Origin of the sequence: Rugamonas aquatica, assembly GCF_009380215.1 — a bacterium.
GTDB lineage: Bacteria > Pseudomonadota > Gammaproteobacteria > Burkholderiales > Burkholderiaceae_D > Rugamonas > Rugamonas aquatica_B.
Window position 1 is genome coordinate 89486 of sequence record NZ_WHUG01000007.1, and the last position, 23373, is coordinate 112858.

General features: G+C 62.2%; 25 protein-coding genes. 4 read left to right on the forward strand and 21 right to left on the reverse strand.

Annotation, left to right across the window (positions count from 1 at the left end):
* Nucleotides 1–211 precede the first annotated feature (211 nt).
* A complete protein-coding gene (locus GEV02_RS18170; protein WP_152839308.1) occupies nucleotides 212–2593 on the forward strand; it encodes a TonB-dependent receptor plug domain-containing protein in 2382 nt (793 codons plus the stop codon).
* Nucleotides 2594–2606: 13 nt separating this feature from the next.
* Here the strand turns inward: GEV02_RS18170 and GEV02_RS18175 are convergent, their stop codons facing one another.
* The 10 genes from GEV02_RS18175 to GEV02_RS18220 form a co-directional block, all read right to left on the reverse strand.
* Nucleotides 2607–4223: a methyl-accepting chemotaxis protein gene (locus GEV02_RS18175; protein ID WP_152839309.1), complete on the reverse strand. Its 1617-nt coding sequence runs from the start codon at nucleotides 4221–4223 to the stop codon at nucleotides 2607–2609.
* Between the two features lie 151 nt (nucleotides 4224–4374).
* The gene (locus tag GEV02_RS18180) at nucleotides 4375–5307 is read right to left on the reverse strand and encodes a CysB family HTH-type transcriptional regulator (RefSeq protein ID WP_070360414.1); all 933 of its coding nucleotides are present in this window, start codon (nucleotides 5305–5307) and stop codon (nucleotides 4375–4377) included.
* On the reverse strand, nucleotides 5304–6374 hold the full coding sequence (locus tag GEV02_RS18185; protein WP_152839310.1) for a sulfate/molybdate ABC transporter ATP-binding protein: 1071 nt from the start codon (nucleotides 6372–6374) through the stop codon (nucleotides 5304–5306). The genes GEV02_RS18180 and GEV02_RS18185 overlap by 4 nt, the downstream gene beginning before the upstream one ends.
* 4 nt (nucleotides 6375–6378) lie before the next feature.
* On the reverse strand, nucleotides 6379–7272 hold the full coding sequence (gene cysW / locus GEV02_RS18190) for a sulfate ABC transporter permease subunit CysW (protein ID WP_152839311.1): 894 nt from the start codon (nucleotides 7270–7272) through the stop codon (nucleotides 6379–6381).
* Nucleotides 7272–8144, reverse strand: coding sequence for a sulfate ABC transporter permease subunit CysT (gene cysT / locus GEV02_RS18195; protein ID WP_235922827.1), 873 nt, complete (start codon nucleotides 8142–8144; stop codon nucleotides 7272–7274). Before cysT ends, cysW begins: the two co-directional genes overlap by 1 nt.
* 110 nt (nucleotides 8145–8254) lie before the next feature.
* Complete coding sequence (locus GEV02_RS18200) at nucleotides 8255–9028, reverse strand: sulfite exporter TauE/SafE family protein (protein ID WP_152839312.1); 774 nt, start codon at nucleotides 9026–9028, stop codon at nucleotides 8255–8257.
* 78 nt (nucleotides 9029–9106) lie between these two features.
* Nucleotides 9107–9745 (reverse strand): peroxiredoxin, encoded by a 639-nt coding sequence (locus GEV02_RS18205; protein ID WP_152839313.1) that lies wholly within the window; start codon nucleotides 9743–9745, stop codon nucleotides 9107–9109.
* A gap of 35 nt (nucleotides 9746–9780) precedes the next feature.
* A complete protein-coding gene (locus GEV02_RS18210) occupies nucleotides 9781–10338 on the reverse strand; it encodes an RBBP9/YdeN family alpha/beta hydrolase (protein ID WP_152839314.1) in 558 nt (185 codons plus the stop codon).
* A 2-nt stretch (nucleotides 10339–10340) separates the two neighbouring features.
* Nucleotides 10341–11342 (reverse strand): sulfate ABC transporter substrate-binding protein, encoded by a 1002-nt coding sequence (locus GEV02_RS18215; RefSeq protein ID WP_152839315.1) that lies wholly within the window; start codon nucleotides 11340–11342, stop codon nucleotides 10341–10343.
* A 101-nt stretch (nucleotides 11343–11443) separates the two neighbouring features.
* Nucleotides 11444–11827, reverse strand: a complete 384-nt coding sequence (locus GEV02_RS18220) for a diacylglycerol kinase (protein ID WP_152839316.1) — start codon at nucleotides 11825–11827, stop codon at nucleotides 11444–11446.
* Between the two features lie 104 nt (nucleotides 11828–11931).
* On the opposite strand from GEV02_RS18220, the gene GEV02_RS18225 reads away from it, so the two are divergent.
* The gene (locus tag GEV02_RS18225; protein WP_152839317.1) at nucleotides 11932–12711 is read left to right on the forward strand and encodes an IclR family transcriptional regulator; all 780 of its coding nucleotides are present in this window, start codon (nucleotides 11932–11934) and stop codon (nucleotides 12709–12711) included.
* Here the strand turns inward: GEV02_RS18225 and pbpG are convergent.
* The 3 genes from pbpG to GEV02_RS18240 form a co-directional block, all read right to left on the reverse strand.
* Nucleotides 12693–13757 carry a D-alanyl-D-alanine endopeptidase gene (pbpG, locus tag GEV02_RS18230; RefSeq protein WP_152839318.1) on the reverse strand — a complete coding sequence of 355 codons (1065 nt, stop codon included), beginning with the start codon at nucleotides 13755–13757 and terminating at the stop codon, nucleotides 12693–12695. The genes GEV02_RS18225 and pbpG overlap by 19 nt on opposite strands.
* A gap of 150 nt (nucleotides 13758–13907) precedes the next feature.
* On the reverse strand, nucleotides 13908–14603 hold the full coding sequence (locus tag GEV02_RS18235) for a nitroreductase (RefSeq protein ID WP_152839319.1): 696 nt from the start codon (nucleotides 14601–14603) through the stop codon (nucleotides 13908–13910).
* An 11-nt stretch (nucleotides 14604–14614) separates the two neighbouring features.
* A complete protein-coding gene (locus GEV02_RS18240) occupies nucleotides 14615–15523 on the reverse strand; it encodes a DMT family transporter (protein ID WP_152839320.1) in 909 nt (302 codons plus the stop codon).
* A 333-nt stretch (nucleotides 15524–15856) separates the two neighbouring features.
* Here GEV02_RS18240 and GEV02_RS18245 point away from each other — a divergent pair, with 333 nt between their 5' ends.
* On the forward strand, nucleotides 15857–16417 hold the full coding sequence (locus tag GEV02_RS18245) for a phasin family protein (RefSeq protein WP_008451480.1): 561 nt from the start codon (nucleotides 15857–15859) through the stop codon (nucleotides 16415–16417).
* 68 nt (nucleotides 16418–16485) lie between these two features.
* Here the strand turns inward: GEV02_RS18245 and GEV02_RS18250 are convergent, their stop codons facing one another.
* The 8 genes from GEV02_RS18250 to GEV02_RS18285 all read right to left on the reverse strand — a co-directional run bounded on the left by GEV02_RS18250 (nucleotide 16486) and on the right by GEV02_RS18285 (nucleotide 22536).
* Nucleotides 16486–16713 (reverse strand): type II toxin-antitoxin system MqsA family antitoxin, encoded by a 228-nt coding sequence (locus GEV02_RS18250; RefSeq protein ID WP_152839321.1) that lies wholly within the window; start codon nucleotides 16711–16713, stop codon nucleotides 16486–16488.
* Between the two features lie 2 nt (nucleotides 16714–16715).
* Complete coding sequence (locus GEV02_RS18255) at nucleotides 16716–17012, reverse strand: type II toxin-antitoxin system MqsR family toxin (protein WP_152839322.1); 297 nt, start codon at nucleotides 17010–17012, stop codon at nucleotides 16716–16718.
* A gap of 148 nt (nucleotides 17013–17160) precedes the next feature.
* Complete coding sequence (locus tag GEV02_RS18260) at nucleotides 17161–17883, reverse strand: ABC transporter ATP-binding protein (protein WP_152839323.1); 723 nt, start codon at nucleotides 17881–17883, stop codon at nucleotides 17161–17163.
* Nucleotides 17883–18653: an ABC transporter ATP-binding protein gene (locus GEV02_RS18265; protein ID WP_152839324.1), complete on the reverse strand. Its 771-nt coding sequence runs from the start codon at nucleotides 18651–18653 to the stop codon at nucleotides 17883–17885. Before GEV02_RS18265 ends, GEV02_RS18260 begins: the two co-directional genes overlap by 1 nt.
* Before the next feature lie 11 nt (nucleotides 18654–18664).
* Nucleotides 18665–19882 carry an ABC transporter permease subunit gene (locus GEV02_RS18270; protein ID WP_070269277.1) on the reverse strand — a complete coding sequence of 406 codons (1218 nt, stop codon included), beginning with the start codon at nucleotides 19880–19882 and terminating at the stop codon, nucleotides 18665–18667.
* Between the two features lie 14 nt (nucleotides 19883–19896).
* On the reverse strand, nucleotides 19897–20826 hold the full coding sequence (locus GEV02_RS18275) for a branched-chain amino acid ABC transporter permease (RefSeq protein ID WP_152839325.1): 930 nt from the start codon (nucleotides 20824–20826) through the stop codon (nucleotides 19897–19899).
* A gap of 284 nt (nucleotides 20827–21110) precedes the next feature.
* On the reverse strand, nucleotides 21111–22073 hold the full coding sequence (gene ispH, locus GEV02_RS18280) for a 4-hydroxy-3-methylbut-2-enyl diphosphate reductase (protein WP_152839326.1): 963 nt from the start codon (nucleotides 22071–22073) through the stop codon (nucleotides 21111–21113).
* Between the two features lie 7 nt (nucleotides 22074–22080).
* On the reverse strand, nucleotides 22081–22536 hold the full coding sequence (locus tag GEV02_RS18285) for an FKBP-type peptidyl-prolyl cis-trans isomerase (protein ID WP_152839327.1): 456 nt from the start codon (nucleotides 22534–22536) through the stop codon (nucleotides 22081–22083).
* Nucleotides 22537–22626: 90 nt separating this feature from the next.
* On the opposite strand from GEV02_RS18285, the gene radC reads away from it, so the two are divergent.
* Complete coding sequence (radC, locus tag GEV02_RS18290) at nucleotides 22627–23301, forward strand: RadC family protein (protein ID WP_152839328.1); 675 nt, start codon at nucleotides 22627–22629, stop codon at nucleotides 23299–23301.
* Nucleotides 23302–23373: the final 72 nt, after the last annotated feature.

Genomic DNA, 23373 nt, shown 5'->3' on the forward strand with positions numbered 1-23373 from the left:
GGGGTCAAGTCTGACATTTGGACACGAGCTCTGCTGTAACACCGCATTACAGCAGAGCTCGTGTCCAAATGTCAGACTTGACCCCAGCTGGGAAAACAACAGTCTCCTGCACGTTATCCAAATCTTGAATATCATTAGACGTAACCATTCGTGGGCAGCAAGCTTGCGGACTGGTAAGCTTTCCTCATCACCAACGTAGAAAGACCGTCTAATGAGCACTCGCCGCACAGTTCCCCGCATCGCCCGCCCCCTCCTGCTCAGCAGCCTGATCGCCACCGTCGTCATTCCCGCCTTCGCCCAGCAAGCCGTCGCCGACGGCGAACTGCAATCCGTGGTCGTCACCGGGACTTACGCCAAGAACCGCCGCACCATCGATTCCGAATCGCCGGTCGATGTCATCGGCGCAAAGGAATTGCAGGCGAGCGGCTCGTCCGAACTGGCGACCGTGCTGGGACGCCTGCTGCCGTCGATGAACTTCCCGCGTCCGTCCGGCGCCGACGCCAGCGACGCGGTGCGCCCGGCGCAGCTGCGCGGCCTGTCGCCTGACCAGACGCTGGTACTGGTCAACGGCAAGCGCCGCCACACCTCGGCGGTGGTCAACGTCAACGGCACGCAGGGCCGCGGCTCGGCGCCGGTGGACCTGAACGCGATCCCGCTGGCGGCCATCGACCACATCGAAGTGCTGCGCGACGGCGCGGCGGCCCAGTACGGCTCCGACGCGATTGCCGGCGTCATCAACATCATCCTGAAAAAAGGCGCGTCCGGCGGCGAGGCCGAAGTGGGCTTCGGCGAATATCAGAAGCGCGACGGCAAGGCCATCACCGTGCGCGGCTCCACCGGCTTCAACCTGGGCGACCAGGGCTGGGTGCGCGTGGCGCTGGAAGCGGCCGACCGCGACCCGACCAACCGCGCCGGTCCCGACCTGCGCAATCCGGCCGAGCCGCGCTACGGCCAGGTCAACCAGCGCTTCGGCGATCCCGAAACCCGTCCGCGCACCGTGTTCGTCAACAGCCAGTACCGCATCAACGACGATATCGACTGGTACGCCTTCGCCAACTACGGCCAGCGCAACACCTCGGCCGCCGCCACCTGGCGCACCGCGCTGAACGGCTCGGCGCAGCGCACGCCGCTGTACCCGGAAGGCTTCCTGCCGCTGCAGAACAGCGAGTCGACCGACACCTCGCTGGTGACCGGCCTGCGCGGCGAAGCGCGCGGCTGGCGTTGGGACGCCAGCCTGAACTACGGCAGCAATGAATTCCAGCTGGACCTGGACCACACCGTCAACCAGACGCTGGGCGCCGCCAGCCCGACCCACTTCTACGCGGGCAAGCTGAAGAACACGCAGCAGCTGTTCAACTTCGACATCGCCAGGGAGTATCCGGTGGCGGCCTTCAGCGGTCCGCTGACGGTGGCGCTGGGCGTCGAAGCGCGCCATGAGAAATACGAGATCGGCGCCGGCGACGAAGCGTCCTACATCGGCACCGGCGCGCAGGGCTTCTCCGGCTTCCGTCCCATCAACGCCGGCAGCAACAGCCGCCACAACGAATCGATCTACGCCAACCTGGAAGCGGAAGTCACCAAGAAGTTCTCGACCTCGGCCGCGCTGCGCCACGAGCGCTACAGCGACTTCGGCAGCACCACCTCGGCCAAGGGCTCGGCGCGCTATGCCTTCTCGCCGGACTTCTCGCTGCGCGGCACGGCTTCGTCCGGCTTCCGCGCGCCATCGCTGGCGCAGCAGTTCTACACGATCACCACCACCAACTTCTCGGTGGTCAACGGCGTCAACACGCCGATTGAAACAGGCACCTTCGCCGTCGGCAGCGCCGCCGCATCGGCGCTGGGTGCGACCCCGCTGAAAGCCGAGAAAGCCCGCAACTACAGCCTCGGCGTGCAATGGTCGCCTACCCGCAACTGGAACACCTCGGTCGACGCCTACCGCATCGACATCGACGACCGCATCGCGCTGTCGGCCAATATGACGCTGTCGCCGGCGCTGCAGGCGGCGCTGGCCAAGCAGGGCATCCTGGTCGGCGCGGGCCGCTACTTCACCAACGCCATCGATACGCGCACCACCGGCGTCGACGTGGTCAGCACCTACCGTTGGGACAGCAAGGATGCGGGCCGCTACGACTTCACCGCGGCCTACAACCACAACAAGAATTCGCTGGAACACGTGAACGACAATCCGGCCATCCTGACCGCCAACGGCCTGACGCTGATCGACCGCCAGACCATCAACCGCATCACCGTAGGTTCGCCGAAGGACAAGTTCAGCCTGGCGACCGACTGGGCGCTGGGCGACTGGGGTGCACGCGGCGTGGTGACGCGTTACGGCAGCTTCACCGTACCGCAGAACAATGCGACGCTGGACCAGGTGTACAACCCGCAGTGGGTGCTGGATCTCTCGGGCAGCGTCAAGCTGAACAAGAACTGGCGCCTGAGCGCGGGCATCGACAACGTGACCAACCGTTATCCGGACCAGGTCACGTCGGCGGGCAACCTCAACAACAACGGCATCAATCCGTACAGCGGCTTCGCGCCGAACGGCTTCAACGGCCGCTACTACTACGCCAAGGCGGGTTACAGCTGGTGATACAGCTGGTGATCTAGGCCGGGGCGGCCAGCAGGGTCCGGCTGCGACGGGGCGGCGGCGCGTGCGACGGCTGCCCCGCCAGCTTGAACACGCTGACCGCCTGCGCCAGCAAGTCCGCCTGCTCGCGCATGCTTTGCGCGGCGGCGGCGGCTTCCTCCACCAACGCCGCGTTCTGCTGCGTCACATCGTCGATCGACACGATGGCTTGATTGACCTGTTCTATCCCCGTGCTTTGCTCGCTGCTGGCGGCGCTGATTTCCGTCATGATGTCGGCCACCTGCTTGACCGATTTGACGATGCCATCCATCGTCGCGCCGGCCTCGTCCACCAGCAGGGCGCCCGCATCCACCGTCTGCACCGAACGCGCGATCAGCTCCTTGATTTCCTTGGCGGCGCTGGCCGAACGTTGCGCCAGCGTCCGCACTTCCGAAGCCACCACCGCGAAGCCGCGTCCCTGCTCGCCCGCGCGCGCCGCTTCCACCGCCGCATTCAAGGCCAGGATATTGGTCTGGAAGGCGATGCCGTCGATCACGCTGATGATGTCGACAATCTTGCTCGAACTTTCCTTGATCGCGCCCATCGTGGTGACGACCTGGCCCACCACCTGCCCGCCCTTGGTGGCGAACTCGGACGCCGCCACCACCAGCTTGGTGGCCTGGCGCGCGTTCTCGGCGTTCTGCGTCACGGTCGACGTCAGTTCCTCCATCGACGACGCGGTCTCCTCCAGGCTGGACGCCTGCTGCTCGGTGCGGCTGGACAAATCCAGGTTGCCGCTGGCGATCTGATGGGAGGCGGTGGCGATCGTGTCCGTGCCCGACCGTACCTGGCCGACGGTGCGCGCCAGACTGTCGTTCATGTCGATCAGCGCGCGCAGCAGCAGGCCGGTTTCATCGGTGGTGTTGCATTCGATACGCATAGTGAGATCGCCGCCCGCCACCGCCTGCGCCATGCCGACGGCGCGGTTCAATGGCTGCGTGATGCTGCGCGTGATCCAGTACAGCACCCATGAAGCCAGCGCGACGGCGGCCACGGTCAGCATAATCATCATATTGCGCGAACCGGCATAGGATTGCTGGGCCACGGCGCTGGCGTCCTCGATCGAGGCATTCTGGAATTTGACCAGTTCGGTCAGTGCGTTCAGGTAGGCGGTCTGTTCCTTGCGCACCGTGGTCAGCAGATAATTGACCGACTCTTCGCGCTTGCTGTCGTCGGCCGACATCTTGAGAAAGCTGGTCTGCACCACCGTGTATTTGTCGCGCGCGTCCAGCACGGCTTGCAGCTTGACCTTGCTTTGCGGGTCTTCATCGTCGGCGATCAGCACGCCGAGTTTGTCGAGGCGGGTGGCGTTTTCGGTCTTGCGCTTTTCCACGCGCTCCAGTTCGGCCTTGACCACTTCGGGATCCTTGGACAGCATGGCGTTGCGCATAGCGCGCGCCACATCGTTCAGGCCGCCGATGGTTTCGTAGGCCAGGATCACCTTGGGTATCTTGTCGGCCGTGAGATCCTGGGTGTTGTTATTCAACTTGCCAAGATTGCCTATGCCGATCACGGAAATGCCGACCATGAACACCATCGACACACCCAGCCCGGCGGCAAGCCGGGCCCCTATCTTCCAGTTTCCGATACCCATTTACGTGCTCCCCAGAGTAAGACCGACGGACTTAAATTCTTGGTTGCTGCAAACTAGTTATGCGTTTTAGTATAGGGTCAATCAGCCATGCCTGATGGAAAAAATTCGCAAACTGTTAGGTGGCCGCCACACGTGCGCGGCGGCCGCCGGATCAGGATAAATCCCCGCCACTCAAGGCCGCGTCGATGTCGGCGCGGGTCAGGTCGGGGGCGAATTGCTGGATGAAATGGTAGGCGTAGGAGCGCAGATAAGCGCCGCGCCGCACCGCCAGCCGCGTGGTGTTTTGCGCGAACAGATGCGACGCTTCGACTGCGCGCATGCCCTTGTCGCGGCCGTGATCGAAGGCCATCGACGCGACGATGCCCACGCCCAGACCCAGCGACACGTATTGCTTGATGACGTCGGAATCCATCGCCGTCAGCACGATGTCGGGCTTGACGCCGGCCTGCGCGAACGCCGCGTCGATATGGCCGCGGCCGGTGAAGCCGACGTCGTAGGTAATCAGCGGGAACTCGGCCAGGTCTTCCAGCCGGATCGGCGAGCGCGTCAGCAGCGGATGGCCGTCCGGCACCACGATCAAATGGCTCCAGCGGTAACAAGGGAAAGACACCAGGTCGGGGAATTGCGACAGGCCTTCGGTGGCGATGCCGATGTCGGTCTTGCCGGACAAAATCCATTCGGCGATGTGCTCGGGCGCGCTCTGCTGCAGGGCGATGCGCACGTCGGGATAGGCTGTGCGGAAACCTTGCACCACTTTGGGCAGCGCATAGCGCGCCTGCGTGTGGGTGGCGGCCACGCTCAGCGTGCCGCTTTGCTGGCCGGTGTATTCCAGGCTGGCCTGCTGCAGATTCTCGGCCTCGATCAGCAGGCGGTCAATGATCTTCAGGATGCCCTTGCCCGGCTCGGTCATGCCGGTCAGGCGCTTGCCGTTGCGTTCGAAAATCACGACGCCCAGTTCGTCTTCCAGCTCGCGGATCTGGCGGCTGACGCCGGGCTGCGAGGTGAACAGCGCATTCGCCACTTCGGTGAGGTTGTAGCCGCGGCGGGCCGCTTCGCGGATGGACCGCAGTTGTTGGAAATTCATATGGAGACTCCACCATCAACAAATACATGCAGGCGCTTGGGACGCACTACCAGGGTTTCGCCTTCTTTCAATTGCAGATGGCTGTAACGTTCATTCGACATCACCGCTTCGATCAGCTCGGCGGTATCGCTGCGCTCCAGGTCCAGCTGGGCCAGCGGGCCGATCGCGTGCGCGCGGCGCAGCTTGACCACGATGCCCTCCGCGCCCGGCGTGTAGCGGTCGATCTCCAGATCGTGCGGGCGCACATAGGCCGTGCCCTTGCCGTCGGCGGCAGGCTGGCCCGGCACGGTGAAGGAGGCGTCCCCGCTGGCCAGGATGCCGTCCTGCACGCGGCCGTGGAACATGTTCACGTTGCCGAGGAAGCCGTAGACGAACGGCGAGGCCGGATGGTTGTAGACCTCGTCCGGCGCGCCGATCTGCTCGACATTACCCTTGTTCATCAGCACCACCTGGTCGGCCACTTCCAGCGCCTCTTCCTGGTCGTGGGTGACGAAGATCGAGGTCACGTGCAGCTCGTCGTGCAGGCGGCGCAGCCAGCGGCGCAACTCCTTGCGCACCTTGGCGTCCAGCGCGCCGAACGGTTCGTCCAGCAGCAATACACGAGGTTCAACTGCCAACGCCCGCGCGAGGGCGATACGCTGACGCTGGCCGCCCGACAGCTGCGGCGGATAGCGGTCGGCCAGCCAGTCCAGCTGCACCAGCTCCAGCAAGTCCTTGACCTTGCGGCGGATCTGCTCTTCCGACGGCCGCTCGGCGCGCGGCTTGACGCGCAGGCCGAAGGCGACGTTTTCAAATACCGTCATGTGCTTGAACAGCGCGTAGTGCTGGAACACGAAGCCGACCTGGCGCTCGCGCACATGGCGGTGCGAGGCGTCGTTGGCGTCCAGCAGCACCTGGCCCGAGTCCGGATGTTCGAGGCCGGCGATGATGCGCAGCAGCGTGGTCTTGCCGCAGCCGGAAGGCCCCAGCAGCGCGGTCAGTTCGCCCTGCGGGAAATCCAGCGACACATTGTTCAGGGCGACGAAATCGCCGAAGCGCTTGTTGATGTTTTTAACTTCGATAGTCATGGCATTACTCCGTTGGACGCTTGTCGTCGGCGATGGATTCGTTGAGGCGCCAGGCGATAAAGGATTTCAGGGCCAGCGTCACCAGCGCCAGCAGGGCCAGCAGCGAGGCCACGGCAAAGGCGGCGGCAAAGTTGTATTCGTTGTAGAGGATCTCGACCTGCAGCGGCACGGTGTTGGTCTCGCCACGGATGTGGCCGGACACCACCGACACCGCGCCGAACTCGCCCATGGCGCGGGCGTTACACAGGATCACGCCGTACAGCAGGCCCCACTTGATGTTGGGCAGCGTGACGCGGCGGAAGGTATCCCAGCCTGACGCGCCCAGCACGATGGCGGCCTCTTCCTCTTCGCTGCCCTGCGCCTGCATCAGCGGAATCAGCTCGCGGGCGACAAACGGGAAGGTGACGAAGATGGTAGCCAGCACGATGCCCGGCACCGCGAACAGGATCTTGATGTCGTGCGCCTGCAACCACGGGCCGAACCAGCCCTGCGCGCCGAACAGCAGCACGTAGATCAGGCCGGAGATCACCGGCGACACCGAGAACGGCAGGTCGATCAGCGTCAGCAGGATGCTCTTGCCGCGGAACTCGAACTTGGCGATGCACCACGATGCGGCCACGCCGAACACCAGGTTCAGCGGCACGGCGATCACGGCCGTAATCAGCGTCAGCTTGATGGCCGAGATCGCATCATCCTCGATGATGGCGGCCACATAGGCTTCCCAGCCCTTGCGGAAGGCTTCGACGAACACGGCCACCAGCGGCACGAACAGGAACAGCGTCAGGAAGGTCAGCGCGACGGCGATCAGCACGATGCGCACCCAGCCCGGCTCCAGCGTGTGCGGGGCTGACGGCAGTTCGCCACGGCGGCGCGGTACAGTAGTAGGGACGGCGCTCATTATTTACCCGACTTTCCGCGAGCCCAGGCTTGCAACAGGTTGATGGTCAGCAGCATGATGAAGGACACCACCAGCATCACCACCGCGATGGCGGTGGCGCCGGCGTAGTCGTACTGCTCCAGCTTGGTGATGATGAACAGCGGCGTGATCTCCGACACCATCGGCATATTGCCGGCGATGAAAATCACCGAGCCGTACTCGCCGGTGGCGCGCGCGAAGGCCAGCGCGAAGCCGGTCATCAGCGACGGCAGGATGGTCGGGAACACCACGCGGGTAAAGGTCTGCAATGCGTTGGCGCCCAGGCTGGCGGCGGCCTCTTCCAGTTCGCGCTCGGCGTCTTCCAGCACCGGTTGCACGGTACGCACCACGAACGGCAGGCCGATGAAGGTCAGCGCGACCACCACGCCCACCGGCGTGAACGCCACCTTGAAACCCAGCGTGCCTTCGAGGAAGCGGCCGAACCAGCCATTGGCCGAGTACAGCGCGGTCAGCGTGATGCCGGCCACGGCGGTCGGCAGCGCGAACGGCAGGTCCACCAGTGCGTCGATGATGCGCTTGCCGGGGAATTCGTAGCGCACCAGCACCCAGGCGACGATGCCGCCGAAGATGACGTTGATGAAGGCGCCCAGCAGCGAGGCGCCGAACGTCAATTTGTAGGAAGCCAGCACGCGGGCCGATGTCACGGCGTTCCAGAAACCTTCCCAGCTCAGCGTGAAGGTCTTCAGGAACACGGCCGACAACGGGATCAGGACGATCAGCGTCAGGTAGAAAATGGTGAATCCCAGCGACAGCCGGAAACCCGGCATGACGCGGAATGGCGCGCTCCGGGCGGCAGCGGGTGCCGTGGCGGACGCAGCGAGAACTGCTGACATGGTTGCTCCCTTATTACAAATTCTTCTATAAGGGCTGCATGGTCTCATCTGCGCTTCATATTACAAACGAAGCATTTTTCATTAAGTTAGATGCGGAAGCTATATACGAATCAGGACACCAGCTTGGCAGCGACCGCGACCAGGGTCAGCGCCAGCAAGCCGCGCAGCAGGCGCTCCGGCACGGCGCGGGCGGCGTAGGCGCCGATGGTGATGCCGGGCAGCGAACCGACCAGCAAGGTCAGCAGCAGGCTCCAGTTGATCGAGCCCAGCCACCAGTGGCCGACGGCGGCGATGGCCGTCAGCGGCACGGCGTAGGCGATGTCGGTGCCGGCCACTTCGGCCGAGGTCAGGCGTGGATACAACATCACCAGCAGCGTCGCGCCGATGGCGCCGGCGCCGATGGAGGAGATCGTCACCAGCGTGCCCAGCACGGCGCCGGAAACGATGGTGGCGATGACCAGCGCCCTGCCCTGCAACTGGCGCTCGGGATGGGCGGTGATCCAGGCCAGCATCTTGCGCTTGAACAGCAGGGCGACGACGGTCAGCAGCACGGAACCGGCGATCATGTAGCGGATCACCTGGCCGATGTCTTTATTGAGGGTGCCGAAATGTTTGAGGAACAGGCTGGCCACCAGGGCCGCAGGCAAGGCGCCCAGGCAGAGGCGGCGCACGATTTCCCAGTGCACCGTGCCGCGCATGCGGTGGGTGAAGGTGCCGACGCCCTTGGTCAGCGAGGCGAACGCCAGGTCGGTGCCGACCGCCACTGCGGGCGAGACACCAAACAACAAAGTCAACAGCGGCGTCATCAACGAGCCACCGCCAACGCCGGTCATGCCGACCAGCAGGCCGACCGCGAAACCAGATGCGACAAACGACAAATCCATGCAATTCCCCAAGAGTAGATCGCAGAGTACCTACTCTTGGGAAATATCCAAACAACGGATTGCTTATTTGCTTATGCGTTATTTATTCGGCTGAGGTGTTACGCGGAGGTAAGGTTTGGCCGCGGTGAAGCCCTTAGGATACTTTTGTTTCAGTACATCAGGATCTTGCACGGTCAGCGGGATGATGACGTCGTCGCCGTCTTTCCAGTTGCCCGGGGTGGCCACAGTGTAGCTGTCGGTCAGTTGCAGGGCGTCGATCACGCGCAACACTTCGTCGAAATTGCGGCCGGTGCTCATCGGGTAGGTGATGCTCAGGCGGACTTTCTTGTTCGGATCGATGACGAACAGCGTGCGCACGGTGGCCGTGGTCGAAGCGTTCGGGTGGATCATGTCGTACAGAGCGGAAACCTTGCGGTCTTCGTCGGCGATGATAGGGAAGCCGACCACGGTGCCCTGGGTCTCTTCGATGTCGCTGATCCAGGCCTGGTGCGATTCGGCCGGGTCAACCGACAGCGCGATCGCTTTGACGTTGCGCTTGTCGAATTCAGGTTTCAGCTTGGCGGTCAGGCCCAGCTCGGTCGTGCACACTGGCGTGAAATCGGCCGGGTGCGAGAACAGCACGACCCAGGAGTTGCCTGCCCACTCGTGAAAGTGCAGCTTGCCGATGGAGGAATCTTGTTCAAAATCAGGGGCGTTATCGCCCAGTCGTATCGTCATGGTGTGCTCCAGAGGGAAAGAAAAGGGACCGGCTTTCAAGCGGCCGTCAACCTGCTATTCTGCGCCTTTTCTGCTAAAAAATACAAGGTTTCCAAGCCTTCAGGCCAATCGCCCAGGCCGGACTCGGCATTGATGTGGCCCAGCGGTCCGCCGTTGATGAAGCGGCTGCTCCAGCGACGCGCCCACAATTCGGCGCGCGGCGCCGCCATCCACGGGTCGCTGGTGCTGCCGACCAGGATCGACGGCACCGGCAGCGCCTGCTGCGGCAGCTGCGCCGCCACGCCAAATTTATCGGGATCGGCCGGCGCCACCAGCAGCACGCCGGCCACGCCGGACGGATCGCGCGCCACGCTGTGCACGGTGGCCAGGCTGCCGAAGCTGTGGGCGACGATCAGCGTCGGACGCGTATCGCCGCCACGCACCTGGTCGACCCGCGCCGACCAGCGCGACAGATCCGGCTGGTCCCAGGCATCCTGCCCCACCCGCTCGAACCAGGGGAACAGCCGCTGCCAGCGGCTTTGCCAGTGCTCCGGCCCGCTGTCATGCAGACCGGGCGCAATCAGCACGCGGAACCGGGCCAGGATGCCGTCCATGATTACTTGGGCTGGTAGATCTGGTCGAACAGGCCGCCGTCGGCGAAGTGGGTCTTCTGCGCCTTGGTCCAGTCGCCGGCCACATCGGACAGCTTGAACAGTTTGACGTTAGGGAACTGGGCGGCGTATTTCTTCGCTTCCTTCTCCACTGCCGGACGGTAGTAGTTCTTGGCGATGATTTCCTGCGCTTCATCGGTGTACAGGAAGTTCAGGTAAGCCTCGGCCACCTTGCGGGTGCCGCGCTTGTCGGCCACTTTGTCGACCACGGCCACCGGCGGCTCGGCCAGGATGGAGACCGACGGCGCGACGATGTCGAACTTGGTCGGGCCCAGTTCCTTGATCGCCAGCAGCGCTTCGTTTTCCCAGGCGATCAGCACGTCGCCGATGCCGCGCTCGACGAAGGTGGTGGTGGCGCCGCGCGCGCCGGAATCGAGCACCGGCACGTTTTTGTACAGCTTGCTCAGGAAGTCCTTGGCCGAGGCTTCGCTGCCGCCCGGCAGGCGCAGCGCGTAGCCGTAGGCGGCCAGGTGGTTCCAGCGGGCGCCGCCGGAGGTTTTCGGATTCGGGGTGATGACGGCGATGCCAGGCTTGACCAAGTCGTTCCAATCCTTGATGCCCTTAGGATTGCCCTTGCGCACCAGGAACACGATGGTCGAGGTGTAAGGCGTGCTGTTGTGCGGCAGCTTTTTCTGCCAGTCCGGCGACAGCAGCTTGTGCTCGGCGATGGCGTCGATGTCGTAGGCCAGCGCCAGCGAGACCACGTCCGCTTCCAGGCCGTCGATCACGGCGCGGCCCTGTTTGCCGGAACCGCCGTGCGATTGTTTGATTTTCAGCGTGTCGCCGGTCTTGGCTTGCCAGCTTTTGGCGAAGGCCGCGTTGACGTCCTGGTACAGCTCACGGGTCGGATCGTAGGACACGTTCAGCAAAGAGATTTCGGCCGCCAAGGCTGGAGCGACGGCGGTGACGGCGAGAATAGCAGCAGCAATAATTTTCTTGGACAGCATTTTTTGGTTCCCCTTGTAGTGAAGGTCTCCAGATTACGGCTGTCCTTTATAAATGAGAACTAAGCTTTTAGCAGTTCAATATACCCAAACCTTATATGCTCTCAGTAGAAGCGGTTGAACAACACCACGCCCCAGGCGCCGGCCGCCAGCAGGCAGGTCAGCAGCACGGCGGCGCTGCCAAAGTCCTTGGCGTTTTTCGACAAGGGGTGGCGCTCCAGCGACACGCGGTCGACCACGGCTTCGATCGAGGAATTGATCAGTTCCACGATCAGTATCAACATCAGCACGCCGATCAGCACCAGTTTCTCGAACGCCGAGATGCGCAGCGCCAGCGCGATGATGGTGCCGACCGCGAACACGCTCACTTCCTGGCGGAAAGCATGCTCGTGCTTCCAGGCCGACTTGAAGCCGTCGATGGAGTACAAACAGGCCGAATAAATCCGTTTCAGGCCACTCTTGCTTTTGAATTCGCTCACTGGTTCCATGAATAAGCCACAAAAATAGAATGTATGTATTATGCATCAATTCCACTTTTTTTCACATTATGGTATAAAGTAGCTATCGCATACTGCACCGCACCAACCACATCATGAAAATCGAAACAGTTCCCGAGCAAAAGACAACGATCCAGGTGATCGAGCGCATGGTGGCGCTACTCGATGCGCTGGCCAAGTATCCGGACCCCGTGAGCCTGAAGGAATTGTCCAAGGTCTCGGGGCTACACCCGTCCACCGCCCACCGTATCCTCAACGATATGGTGCTGACACGCTTTGTCGACCGCATCGAACCGGGCACCTACCGGCTCGGCATGCGGCTGCTGGAACTGGGCAATGTGGTCAAGAGCCGGCTGTCGGTGCGCGAGGCTGCGCTGGATTTCATGCGTGCACTGCACAAAAAAACCCAGCAGACCATCAACCTGTCGGTGCGCCAGGGCGACGAGATCGTCTACATCGACCGCGCCTTCTCCGAGCGCTCAGGCATGCAGGTGGTGCGCGCCATCGGCGGCCGCGGCCCGCTGCACCTGACCTCGACCGGCAAGCTGTTCCTGTCGGTGGACGAGCCGAAAGCCATCCGCGCCTACGCCACGCGTACCGGACTGGCCGGCCACAACAAGAATTCGATCACGGATTTGACCAAGCTGGAGCGCGAGCTCAGCCTGGTGCGTTCGCGCGGCTATGCGCGCGACAACGAGGAGCTGGAACTGGGGGTGCGTTGCATGGCCGCCGGCATCCACGACGACAGCGGCAAGCTGATTGCCGGGCTGTCGATCTCGGCGCCGGCCGACCGTCTTCAGGACGAGTGGCTGGAAGACCTGGTGAGCACCGCCAACCAGATCTCCGCCACGCTGGGTTACATTCCCGTCGAGTAAGACGGCGAGCTGAGGGCGGCCGGCTTCAGCGCCTCCAGCCATTTGCGCATGCGGCCGGCATCGGCCGTACGCGACTGCTTGCCCTTGGAATCGAGGAACACCATGATGACCGAGCGGCCTTCGATCACCGCCTGCATCATCAGGCAGCGCCCCGCTTCGTTGATGAAGCCGGTTTTCTGCAGGCCGATCGCCCAGTCCGGGCTGGCGACCAGGTGGTTGGTGGTGCCGAACTGCATAGGACGGCCGTTGGTTTCGATCATGGCCTTGGCGTCGGTCGAGTACTGGCGCAGGATGGGCTGCTGATACGCGGCCATCGCCAGCTTGGCCAGGTCGCGCGCGCTGGCCACATTCATTTTCGACAGACCGCTGGAATCGACGTAATGGGTGTCGACCATGCCCAGTTCGCGGGCCTTGGCGTTCATCGCTTCGACAAACGCAGGCTTGCCGCCCGGGTAGTTGCGGCCCAGCGCCGAGGCAGCGCGGTTTTCCGAGCTCATCAGCGCGACGTGCAGCATATTGGCGCGGGTCAGCTGAGTGCCGACCTTCAGGCGCGAGCTGCTGAATTTTTCTCGGTCAACGTCCTCGTCGGTGACGGTCAGCATTTCATCCATGTCCTGCCGGGCTTCGACCACGACCAGGCCGGTCATCATCTTGGTGATCGAGGCGATCGGCAGCGCGACGTTGGAATTCTTTTCAAACAGCACTTCGGAGTTGGCCTGGTCGAGCACCAGCGCCACGTTGGATTTCAGGTCCAGCGGATCGTGAGTCATGTTCAGGCCGGCCAGATCGCCCATCGTCGGCACCGGCGGCGCGGCGGCGATGATGCGCTGGTAGACCACCTTGCGGCGGCCGTTGACCTTGATAACGCGCTTGACCACGCGCTCCCCTGCCTCGGCTGCGACGACGCGTACCGGCTGGCGGGCCTTGCCCTTCTTCACCTGGTGTTTTTTCGATGCGGCGCCATCGGCGGCCTGGGCAGGCGTGGCGGTGACGGCGGTGGCGGCAAACATCAGCGAAATGAGCGCACTGAGAGCGAGTTTATACATTCATATCCCCGAAAAAAACGGCCTGGGCAAAAAGCCCAACACCTGTTGCAGTGTAGCAAAACGCTGACTAAGCGCAAGCAAATTTAACATAGTCGGCATCGATGGTTGCGTCGACGCAATATGGTGCCGTAGGTTTTCAACAAGCTAGTTCTAATCAACAAATTTAACAAATTCTTCGACCGGCATACGGTCCGTGATCAAAGTATTCTCGATTTTCGACGGATCCGCGTAACCCAGCGCCATGCCGCACACCACGGTCTCCCGCTCCGGCAAGTCCAGCACCTGGCCGATGATTCGATGATACTGGGTAAATGCCGCCTGCGGGCAAGTATCCAGGCCGCGCGCCCGCGCCGCCACCATGATGTTTTGCAGGAACATGCCGTAGTCCAGCCACGAGCCCTGCTCCATGATGCGGTCGATGGTGAAGATCATGCCCACCGGGGCGCCGAAAAACTCGTAGTTGCGGCCGTGCTGGGCGGCCATGCCGGCCTTGTTGTCGCGCGTCAGGCCCAGCAGCGCGTACAAATCCCAGCCCACCTTGCGGCGGCGTTCGATGAAGGGCGAGACCCACTCGCGCGGATAGTAGGCGTATTCCTCGGTGTGCAACTTGGCCTGCTCCGCATCGTTGTGCGCGGCCAGGATGGCGGACGACAGCTGCTGCTTGCGCTCGCCATCGAGCACATAGACTTTCCACGGCTGGGTGTTGGTGCCGGACGGCGCCCGCGCCGCCACCTGCAGGATTTGCGCGACATCCTCGCGCGCCACGGGTTGCGGCAGGAAGGCGCGGATCGAACGGCGGCCGGTGATGGCGGCATCCACCGCTTGCTGGTCGGAAGAAGAAATCATGTGCACTCGCTTTATTTGGTTTTCTTGACGACAAATATCACACCCGTGACCGCCAGCGCCATCCCCGCCATGCCGAGGGCGTTGAACGCTTCGCCGAACATCAGCCAGGCCATGACGGCGGTGGTCGGCGGGGTCAGGTACAGCAGGCTGGTGACCTGGGTGGCGTCGCTGCGGCGTATCAGCGCGAACAGCAGGAAAATGGCGCCTATCGACAAGCCCATCACCGACCACAGCAAGGCGCCGATGAAGCGCGGCGTCCACTGCACCGCAGCAAATTCCGGCGTCCAGCCCTCGAAGATGATGGCTAGCGGCAACACCACGACCAGCGAGGCGGCGAACTGGATCACGGTGCCGGTGCGCAGGTCGAAATGCGGGCAATAGCGTTTTTGATACAGGGTGCCGACCGTCATCGACAGCAGGGCCAGCACGCACAGCAGGATGGCGTCGGTCGACAGGCCCACCAGCTGGATCTTGGCGGCCACCACCAGCGCCACCCCGCCCAGGCCGAATACCAGGCCCAGCCACTGTCGCGGCAGCACCTTTTCGCCGATCAGCGGCGCGGCAAAGGCGGTCAGGATGGGTTGCATGCCGACGATCAGCGCCGACAACCCGGCCGGCATGCCCAGCTTGATCGCGCACCAGACGCCGATCAGGTAGCCGGCCTGCACCAGCAGCCCGGCCAGGGCGATCTGCCAGATCCTGCCCTGCGGCCACGGCGCTTTCAGCAGCAGCACGGCCGGCACCAGGAACAGCAGCACGCCCAGGAAGCGCAGCACCAGGAAGGTCAGCGGCGGCGCATATGGCAGGCCGAACTTGGCGACAATGAAGCCGCTGCTCCACAACAGCACGAAAAACAAGGGCAGCGGCGACAGCAGAGTAGCGTGTTTGGCGGCCGCGACGGTGCTTGGGGTGTTGGGCATGGATAACAGCGAAAACTAACTTGCATCAAGAAAGGAAATCGGCGCCGTTGTGGGGCGCCGACTCAACAGGATGCAAGTCTATCACGGCGGCCGTTTTGCCACCGTTCATGCCCTTTGCAGGCCACATTTTCCCTATGGAAATTGTTTCCAAAGGCTAGACTCGGTTCTTTGATGCAATGCACAAAAAATCGCTTGACTTAATTTTTGAAGGCCGTAAAATCGGGTTTGTTGCGTTGCACAATTTGTTGTTCGGTCTGAAACGTGGATAGTCTGTTTCGCACCGGCTGTAGAAACAGCAGTACTTAATCAATGACTACTTTCCTGGAGAAATAAATGTTTTCAATCCCTGAGCAATTTTCCAATGCGACCAAAGCTAACTTTGAAGCTCAATTCGCGATTTTCTCGGCCCTGACCAACAAGGCTTTCGAAGGCGTGGAGAAGTTCGTCGACCTGAACCTGACCGCTGCTAAAGCATCGCTGGAAGAGTCGTCGATCACCACCAAGCAACTGCTGTCGGCTAAAGATCCACAAGAATTCTTCTCGCTGGCTTCGGCACAAGCCCAGCCTAACGCAGAAAAAACCATCGCCTACGGCCGTCACCTGGCGACCATCGCTTCGAGCACCGGCGCTGAATTCAGCAAAGCTGCTGAAACCCAAATCGCTGAAACCAACCGTAAAGTCATCTCGCTGGTGGAAGAAGTGAGCAAGAACGCTCCAGCCGGTTCGGAAAACGCAGTGGCCATCCTGAAATCGGCCATCGGCAACGCCAACGCCGGTTACGAGCAGTTCGCCAAGACCGCCAAGCAAGCTGTCGAGTCGATCGAATCGAACCTGACCTCGGCCGTGAACCAGTTCACCGCTGCTGCCGCCAAAGCTGCTCCAGCCAAGAAGTAATCGAGGATCACCGGCACGGTAGGGTGCCGGTTCCCATCAAAAAAGCCTCGGCATTGCCGAGGCTTTTTTTATTCAAGCATCAGACCGCGATCCACGGACTCATCTATTTTCCGGTTGAATTCCAGCATTGCCAAGCTCACCCGCGACGATTCAGATACATCCAAAACACTTTCGCCACATACTGGGCAGTAATCGCCCTGCACCGCTGCGATTACCCCAGATCGGCCTTTGTACATATAGCTTACGTCGCGAATTCCATGCATCAACTCCGCTTCGCCACAGACAGGACATTTCATTTCTACAACTCCTTGAACGACACAATCAGCACGTCATCAATAACGGTAAGTTTTAGATAAATTTTGCCGGCAATGGTAGTGGGTCGATAGACATCCTGCCAAACACGATGGTCTGCTTGAGTAGTCATGCTTTTGTAAAAGTCGCGCGTGCGCAGCGTCATGACTACGCGAAGCATCTCGTCAAACCCCATTCCAAGCACGGCAGCCCCGGACAAGGCTGACAAAGTCGCCCTAACCCTCCCGGAAACGATCAAGGCTTTCACCATAGAGAGCCGATAATGAGGCGTGCGCTTTTCCATTCCATATTAACCTATGTGCTTAATTTCGCCCCGGTTCCCCTGCTACATTGCCTAGTAGCGCATGAGGGCGATTTGCAGCATTGCGGATAATCAGGCGTAAACGAAAAAAAACCGGAGCAAGCTCCGGTTTTTCGGGTGACGAAGTCAATTACTCGCCGAGGTAGGCGGCTTTGACGCGCGGATCGTCCAGCATATCCCTGGCGTTGCCGGTCATCGTGATGTGGCCGGAATCCATCACGTAGCCGCGGTGCGCGGCCTGCAGCGCCAGCTTGGCGTTCTGCTCCACCAGCAGGATCGTGATGCCTTCTTTCGAGACGTTGCGGATCACTTCGAAAATCTTCTCGACCATGATAGGCGACAGGCCCATCGACGGCTCATCCAGCAGCAACAGCTTGGGATGCGACATCAGCGCGCGCGCCATCGCCAGCATCTGCTGCTCGCCGCCCGACAGGGTGCCCGCCATCTGCGCCGCCCGCTCCTTCAGGCGCGGGAACACGTCGAACCACTTGGCGATGTCGGCCTCGATGCCGGCCTTGTCGTCGCGCGTGTAGGCGCCCATCATCAGGTTTTCCTGGATCGACATGCGGGTGAACACGCCCCGCCCTTCCGGCACCATCGCCAGCTTTTTCTCGACCAGGTGGAAGGACTTGCTGCCTTTCAGCGACTCGCCCATGTAGCTCACCGTGCCCTCGACCTTGCAAGGCGGCAGCGTGCCGGTGATGGCTTTCAGCGTGGTGGTCTTGCCGGCGCCGTTGGCGCCGATCAGCGCCACCAGCTCGCCCTGGTTCACTTCCAGGTCGATACCCTTGACGGCCTTGATGCCGCCGTACGCGACTTTCAGTCCCGATACTTTAAGAACGTTGTCGCTCATTAGTGCGATCCTCCCAGGTAGGCGTCGATCACCGCCTGATTGCTTTGGATTTCAGCCGGCAGGCCCTCGGCGATCGGCTTGCCGTATTCCAGCACCATCAGCCGGTCGCACAAGCCCATCATCATCTTGACGTCGTGCTCGATCAGCAGCACGGTCTTGCCTTCGTTCTTGATCTTGACCAGCAGCTCGCGCAGCGCCAGCTTCTCGGTGGCGTTCATGCCGGCCGCCGGTTCGTCCAGCGCCAGCAGTTGCGGATCGGTGGCCAGCGCGCGGGCGATTTCCAGGCGGCGCTGGTCGCCGTAGGACAGGAACTTCGACGTGCGGCTGGCGAACTGGCCGATGCCGACGAAGTCCAGCAGCTCCTGCGCGCGCTTGCGGATAGCCGCCTCTTCCTCGCGCGCCGCCTTGTGGCGGAACACGGCGCCGAACACGCCCTGGTGCGAACGCACGTGGCGGCCGACCATGACGTTTTCCAGCGCGGTCATCTCGCCGAACAGGCGGATGTTCTGGAAGGTGCGGGCGATGCCGGCCTTGGCCACCGCATGCGGCGCCGACGGCGAGTACGGCTTGCCGGCCAGCTCGAAGGTGCCGGTGTCCGGCTGGTACAGGCCGGTGATGACGTTGAAGAAGGTGGTCTTGCCGGCGCCGTTGGGGCCGATCAGGCCGTAGATCTGGCCCTTCATAATCTTGATGCCGACATCGGTCAGCGCCTGCAAGCCGCCGAAGCGCTTGTTCACGCCGGCGATGTTCAGAATTACTTGTTCGCTCATGTGTCTATTCCTCAGGCCGCCACGGTGCCGGACGATTGATCTTTGGTGTCGGAGTCGCCGTCGGGACGGTCTTCATGCTTGGGCGCGGGCCATAGGCCGGCCGGGCGGTTCAGCATGATCAGCACCATCGCCAGGCCGTACAGCAGCTGGCGCAGCACTTCGGCCTCGATCAGCACGTGGCCGAACAGCTTCTGCTGCAGAGGCTCGACCACGTGGCGCAGCACTTCCGGCAAGGCCGCCAGCAGCGCGCCGCCCATGATGACGCCCGGGATATGGCCGATGCCGCCCAACACCACCATCGCCAGCACGGCGATCGATTCGGTCAGCGAGAACGACTCCGGCGAGACGAAGCCCTGGAACGAGGCGAACATCGCGCCGGCGATGCCGCCGAACGAGGCGCCCATCGAGAAGGCCAGCAGCTTGACGTTGCGGGTATTGATGCCCATCGCCTTGGCGGCGATCTCGTCTTCACGGATGGCGACCCAGGCGCGGCCCAGGCGCGAATGCTGCAGGCGCGAGGTGACGAACACCACCGCCACGCACAGGAACAGGAACAGGAAGTAATACGCGTTCACCGACGGCATCGAGAAACCGCCGATCACCACGTTCGCGCGCGAGCCCGCCTCGCCGGCCAGGTTGACGCCGAACACGCGGATCGGATCGATCAGGTTGATGCCCTGCGGGCCGTTGGTGAAGTTGATCGGCTCGTTCAGGTTGTTCATGAAGATGCGGATGATCTCGCCGAAGCCCAGCGTCACGATGGCCAGATAATCGCCGCGCAGCTTCAGCGTCGGCGCGCCCAGGATGGCGCCGAACAGGCCGGCCAGCGCGGCCGCCAGCGGCACGATCAGCCACACCGACAGGTGGATGCCGTTCTGCTGGATGTCCGGTCCCAGGATCGCCACCAGCGAGTTGCCGATGACCGGGTATTCGTTAATCATCGACTCCAGCAGCGCCGCGAATTGCGGCGAGGCCAGCAGGCCGGTCATGTAGGCGCCTACCGCGTAGAACGCGATGTAGCCCAGGTCCAGCAAGCCGGCGAAGCCGACCACGATGTTCAAGCCCAGCGCCAGCATGATGTACAGCAGCGCCATGTCGATGATGCGCACCCAGGAGTTGCCGAACTGCGAGGCGACGAACGGGAAGATCAGCAAGCCGATCAGGACCACAGCCATGCTGCTGTAGGCCTTGCGCGGGTTGCGGGTGGTGTCGAAATTCAGAATGGCCATATCAGTTCCTCCGCTTAGGCACGGTCCGCGACGCGCTCGCCCATGATGCCGGACGGACGCACCGTCAGCACAATGATCAGCACGACAAAGGCAAAGATGTCCTGGTAGTGGCTGCCGAGGAAGCCACCGGTCAGGTCGCCGATGTAGCCGGCGCCCAGGCTCTCGATGATGCCGAGCACGATGCCGCCCAGCATGGCGCCGTAGATGTTGCCGATGCCGCCCAGCACCGCGGCGCAGAAGGCTTTCAGGCCCGGCAGGAAGCCCATCGTGAACTGCACCGACGCATAGTTGGCACCCCACATCACGCCGGCCACGGCGGCCAGCGCCGCCCCCAGCGCGAACGTGGCGACGATGACCTTGTTGGAATCGACGCCCATCAGCCCGGCGACGCGGGGATTCTCGGCGGTGGCGCGCATCGCGCGGCCCATCTTGGTTTTCTCCACCAGCACCACCAGGCCGGCCATCGAGATCAGGGCCAGCGCCAGCAACAGGATCTGGGTCGGCGAAATCAGCGCGCCGCCGATAGCGACCGGGTCGGAAGGCAACAGTTGCGGGAAGGACAGCGGGTTGCGGCCCCAGATCATCATCGCAAAGGTGTTGAGCAGGGTCGACACGCCGATCGCGGTGATCAGCGGCGCCAGGCGCGGCGCGTTGCGCAGGCGGCGGTAGGCGACGCGCTCGATAATGATGTTGACGAGCATGCACACCGGAATGGCGCCGCCGATGGCGATCGCCAGTTTGACGTAGCCGGGCAGGTCCGGCGCATACTGATTGAGAAGATTGAGGATGGTCAGGCCGGTCATCGCACCGATCATCAGCACATCGCCGTGGGCGAAGTTGATCAGGTTCAGCACGCCGTACACCATGGTGTAGCCCAGCGCGACCAGTGCGTACATGCTGCCGAGCACAAGTCCGTTAATAATTTGTTGGATAAAAGTATCCATGAAGAGCGCCTTTACTTTTATGTTATGCCTGCACATCCGGCTCATGTAACAAAAACGGCACCCGGAGAGGTCTCCGTAGTGCCGCCGTTGACTACGCGTTCATGATGCAAATTTCATGCCTGAACCGGTATCATCCCCTGCGAGCGCTCCCTCCGCCGTTCCCTCATTTATAAGCCGAAACGACAACTTTTTAAGAGCGAGGCAATGATAGCGAGATTTTGGAAAAACTAACTGCGGAATAATGGAAATATGCGAAATATAATTCCGTTCCATCCCGAAAGTTGTTAAACCACGCCCTCGGCCGGTGCAGCTTTCTGTCCATCCAGGCCCTTGGGCAGCGGGAAAGTGACCGCTTCCTGCACGCCATCGAGGATACGCACGCTGCGCGCACCCAATTCCTTCAGGCGATCGATGACGGCGTGCACCAAAACTTCCGGCGCCGACGCGCCGGCGGTGACGCCCACGCGCACCTTGCCTTCCAGCCAGAGCGGATCGATCTGCGTGGCGTTGTCGACCATATAGGCCGGCGTGCCCTTCTTTTCCGCCACTTCGCGCAGGCGGTTGGAATTGGAGCTGTTCGGGCTGCCAACCACGATCACCACTTCCACCTGTGGCGCCATGAATTTCACGGCTTCCTGGCGGTTGGTGGTGGCGTAGCAGATGTCGCCCTTTTTCGGCTCGATGATGGCCGGATATTTGCGTTTCAGCGCCTCGATGATGTCGGCAGTGTCGTCAACCGACAACGTTGTCTGCGAGACATACGCCAGCTGCTCGGGTTTCGTGACGTTGAGCTTGTCGACATCGGCCACGGTTTCGACCAGGTACATGCCCTCTTCGGTCTGGCCCATCGTGCCTTCGACTTCCGGATGGCCGTCGTGGCCGATCATGATGATTTCGCAGCCCTGCTTGCGCATCTTGGCCACTTCTACGTGTACCTTGGTGACCAGCGGGCACGTCGCGTCGAAGATGCTGAGGCCGCGCGATTCCGCTTCCGCCCGCACCGCCTTGGACACGCCGTGCGCCGAGAACACCAGGGTATTGCCGGCCGGGACATCGTCCAGGTCTTCGATGAAGATGGCGCCCTTGTTGCGCAGGTCTTCCACCACATAGGCGTTGTGGACGATTTCGTGACGCACATAGATAGGCGCGCCGAACTGGGTCAGCGCGCGCTCGACGATTTCGATGGCGCGGTCGACGCCGGCGCAAAAGCCGCGCGGCTGGGCCAGCAGGATTTCTTTATCGCTCATGAGTTCCTCACAACACGGAGATGAGTTGGACTTCGAATTTCAGCGGCTGGCCGGCCAGCGGGTGGTTGAAGTCGAACAAACAGGTTTCCTCGCCCAGCTCGCGCAGGATGCCGGCGAAGCGGCCGCCGCCCGGCGCGGCGAAGTCGACCAGGTCGCCCACTTTGTAGTCGGCGCCCGGCACCGAGTTCTCGTCCAGCGTGGCGCGGGTGACTTCACGCACCAGTTCCGGGTTGCGCGGACCGAAGCCGACGCCCGGTTCCAGCTCGAAGGTCTTGTGCGTGCCTTCCGGGATGCCGATCAGCAGCTCTTCCAGCACCGGAGCCAGCTGGCCCTGGCCCAGCATCAGCGTGGCGGGATTTCCGCCGAAGGTTGTAACGATATCAGTACCGTCCAACGAGGCAAGACGATAATGCAGTGTTAAGTAGGCCGATTTGGTGACGACAGCAGGTTGCGCGTTAGACATGACGTGAGATTCGGTAAGCTGGCAAAGGCTCTATTGTAAGCCACCTTGCCGCTCGCGCCCGTCGTCTGTGCTGATTTGCGGAGGATATCGATGGCAATCAAGGAATGGCCGCCGGAGCGGCGCCCGCGCGAGCGGCTGATACGCGAGGGCGCGGCGGTGCTGTCGGATGCGGAATTGCTGGCGGTTTTCCTGCGCACCGGCATCCCCGGCAAGGATGCGGTGCAACTCGGGCAGCAGATCTTGCACCATTTCGGCTCGCTGCAAGCCATGTTCGGCGCCAGCCTGAGGGAGTTTTCCGCGCTGCATGGACTGGGGCCGGCCAAGTTCTCGCAGTTGCAGGCAGTGATGGAGCTGGCGCGGCGCGCGATTCTGGAGGAAATCAAGGCCGGGCAGGCGCTGAACTCGCCGCGCGCGGTCAAGGAGTATCTGCGCATCACCTTCAGTGGTAAAGATTTCGAATCCTTCCATGTACTGTTCCTCGACGTGAAGAACCGCCTGATCGACGCCCGGGAAATGTTTCGCGGCACCTTGACGCACACCAGCGTCTACCCGAGGGAAGTGGTCAAGGCGGCGCTGGCCTGCAACGCGGCCAGCATCATGCTGGCTCACAACCATCCATCCGGCACGCCCGACCCCAGCGAATCGGACCTGCTGCTGACGCGGGCGCTGGTGCAGGCCATGGCGCTGGTCGATATCCGCATCCTCGACCATTTTGTCGTGGCCGGCCATCAGGTGCACTCGTTTGCCGAGCACGGCCAGCTCTGAGTTTACCCCTGTGCGCTCAAGGGTTTACGAGCAAATTCACAATTGTTAAATATTTTCACATGCACACGACAC

Excerpts from the sequence above, each read along its gene's own strand:
- GEV02_RS18235 (WP_152839319.1), bottom strand. The coding sequence starts at position 14,603 with ATGATTTCTTCTTCCGACCAGCAAGCGGTGGATGCCGCCATCACCGGC.
- GEV02_RS18185 (WP_152839310.1), bottom strand. The coding sequence starts at position 6,374 with ATGACTATCGAAGTTAAAAACATCAACAAGCGCTTCGGCGATTTCGTC.
- GEV02_RS18175 (WP_152839309.1), bottom strand. The coding sequence starts at position 4,223 with ATGGGTATCGGAAACTGGAAGATAGGGGCCCGGCTTGCCGCCGGGCTG.
- GEV02_RS18200 (WP_152839312.1), bottom strand. The coding sequence starts at position 9,028 with ATGGATTTGTCGTTTGTCGCATCTGGTTTCGCGGTCGGCCTGCTGGTC.
- cysW (WP_152839311.1), bottom strand. The coding sequence starts at position 7,272 with ATGAGCGCCGTCCCTACTACTGTACCGCGCCGCCGTGGCGAACTGCCG.
- GEV02_RS18260 (WP_152839323.1), bottom strand. The coding sequence starts at position 17,883 with ATGAGCGACAACGTTCTTAAAGTATCGGGACTGAAAGTCGCGTACGGC.
- GEV02_RS18285 (WP_152839327.1), bottom strand. The coding sequence starts at position 22,536 with ATGTCTAACGCGCAACCTGCTGTCGTCACCAAATCGGCCTACTTAACA.
- ispH (WP_152839326.1), bottom strand. The coding sequence starts at position 22,073 with ATGAGCGATAAAGAAATCCTGCTGGCCCAGCCGCGCGGCTTTTGCGCC.
- radC (WP_152839328.1), top strand. The coding sequence starts at position 22,627 with ATGGCAATCAAGGAATGGCCGCCGGAGCGGCGCCCGCGCGAGCGGCTG.
- GEV02_RS18205 (WP_152839313.1), bottom strand. The coding sequence starts at position 9,745 with ATGACGATACGACTGGGCGATAACGCCCCTGATTTTGAACAAGATTCC.
- cysT (WP_235922827.1), bottom strand. The coding sequence starts at position 8,144 with ATGTCAGCAGTTCTCGCTGCGTCCGCCACGGCACCCGCTGCCGCCCGG.
- GEV02_RS18250 (WP_152839321.1), bottom strand. The coding sequence starts at position 16,713 with ATGAAATGTCCTGTCTGTGGCGAAGCGGAGTTGATGCATGGAATTCGC.
- GEV02_RS18210 (WP_152839314.1), bottom strand. The coding sequence starts at position 10,338 with ATGGACGGCATCCTGGCCCGGTTCCGCGTGCTGATTGCGCCCGGTCTG.
- GEV02_RS18275 (WP_152839325.1), bottom strand. The coding sequence starts at position 20,826 with ATGGATACTTTTATCCAACAAATTATTAACGGACTTGTGCTCGGCAGC.
- GEV02_RS18240 (WP_152839320.1), bottom strand. The coding sequence starts at position 15,523 with ATGCCCAACACCCCAAGCACCGTCGCGGCCGCCAAACACGCTACTCTG.
- GEV02_RS18180 (WP_070360414.1), bottom strand. The coding sequence starts at position 5,307 with ATGAATTTCCAACAACTGCGGTCCATCCGCGAAGCGGCCCGCCGCGGC.
- GEV02_RS18220 (WP_152839316.1), bottom strand. The coding sequence starts at position 11,827 with ATGGAACCAGTGAGCGAATTCAAAAGCAAGAGTGGCCTGAAACGGATT.
- GEV02_RS18265 (WP_152839324.1), bottom strand. The coding sequence starts at position 18,653 with ATGAGCGAACAAGTAATTCTGAACATCGCCGGCGTGAACAAGCGCTTC.
- GEV02_RS18255 (WP_152839322.1), bottom strand. The coding sequence starts at position 17,012 with ATGGAAAAGCGCACGCCTCATTATCGGCTCTCTATGGTGAAAGCCTTG.
- GEV02_RS18270 (WP_070269277.1), bottom strand. The coding sequence starts at position 19,882 with ATGGCCATTCTGAATTTCGACACCACCCGCAACCCGCGCAAGGCCTAC.
- GEV02_RS18215 (WP_152839315.1), bottom strand. The coding sequence starts at position 11,342 with ATGCTGTCCAAGAAAATTATTGCTGCTGCTATTCTCGCCGTCACCGCC.
- GEV02_RS18225 (WP_152839317.1), top strand. The coding sequence starts at position 11,932 with ATGAAAATCGAAACAGTTCCCGAGCAAAAGACAACGATCCAGGTGATC.
- pbpG (WP_152839318.1), bottom strand. The coding sequence starts at position 13,757 with ATGTATAAACTCGCTCTCAGTGCGCTCATTTCGCTGATGTTTGCCGCC.
- GEV02_RS18245 (WP_008451480.1), top strand. The coding sequence starts at position 15,857 with ATGTTTTCAATCCCTGAGCAATTTTCCAATGCGACCAAAGCTAACTTT.
- GEV02_RS18170 (WP_152839308.1), top strand. The coding sequence starts at position 212 with ATGAGCACTCGCCGCACAGTTCCCCGCATCGCCCGCCCCCTCCTGCTC.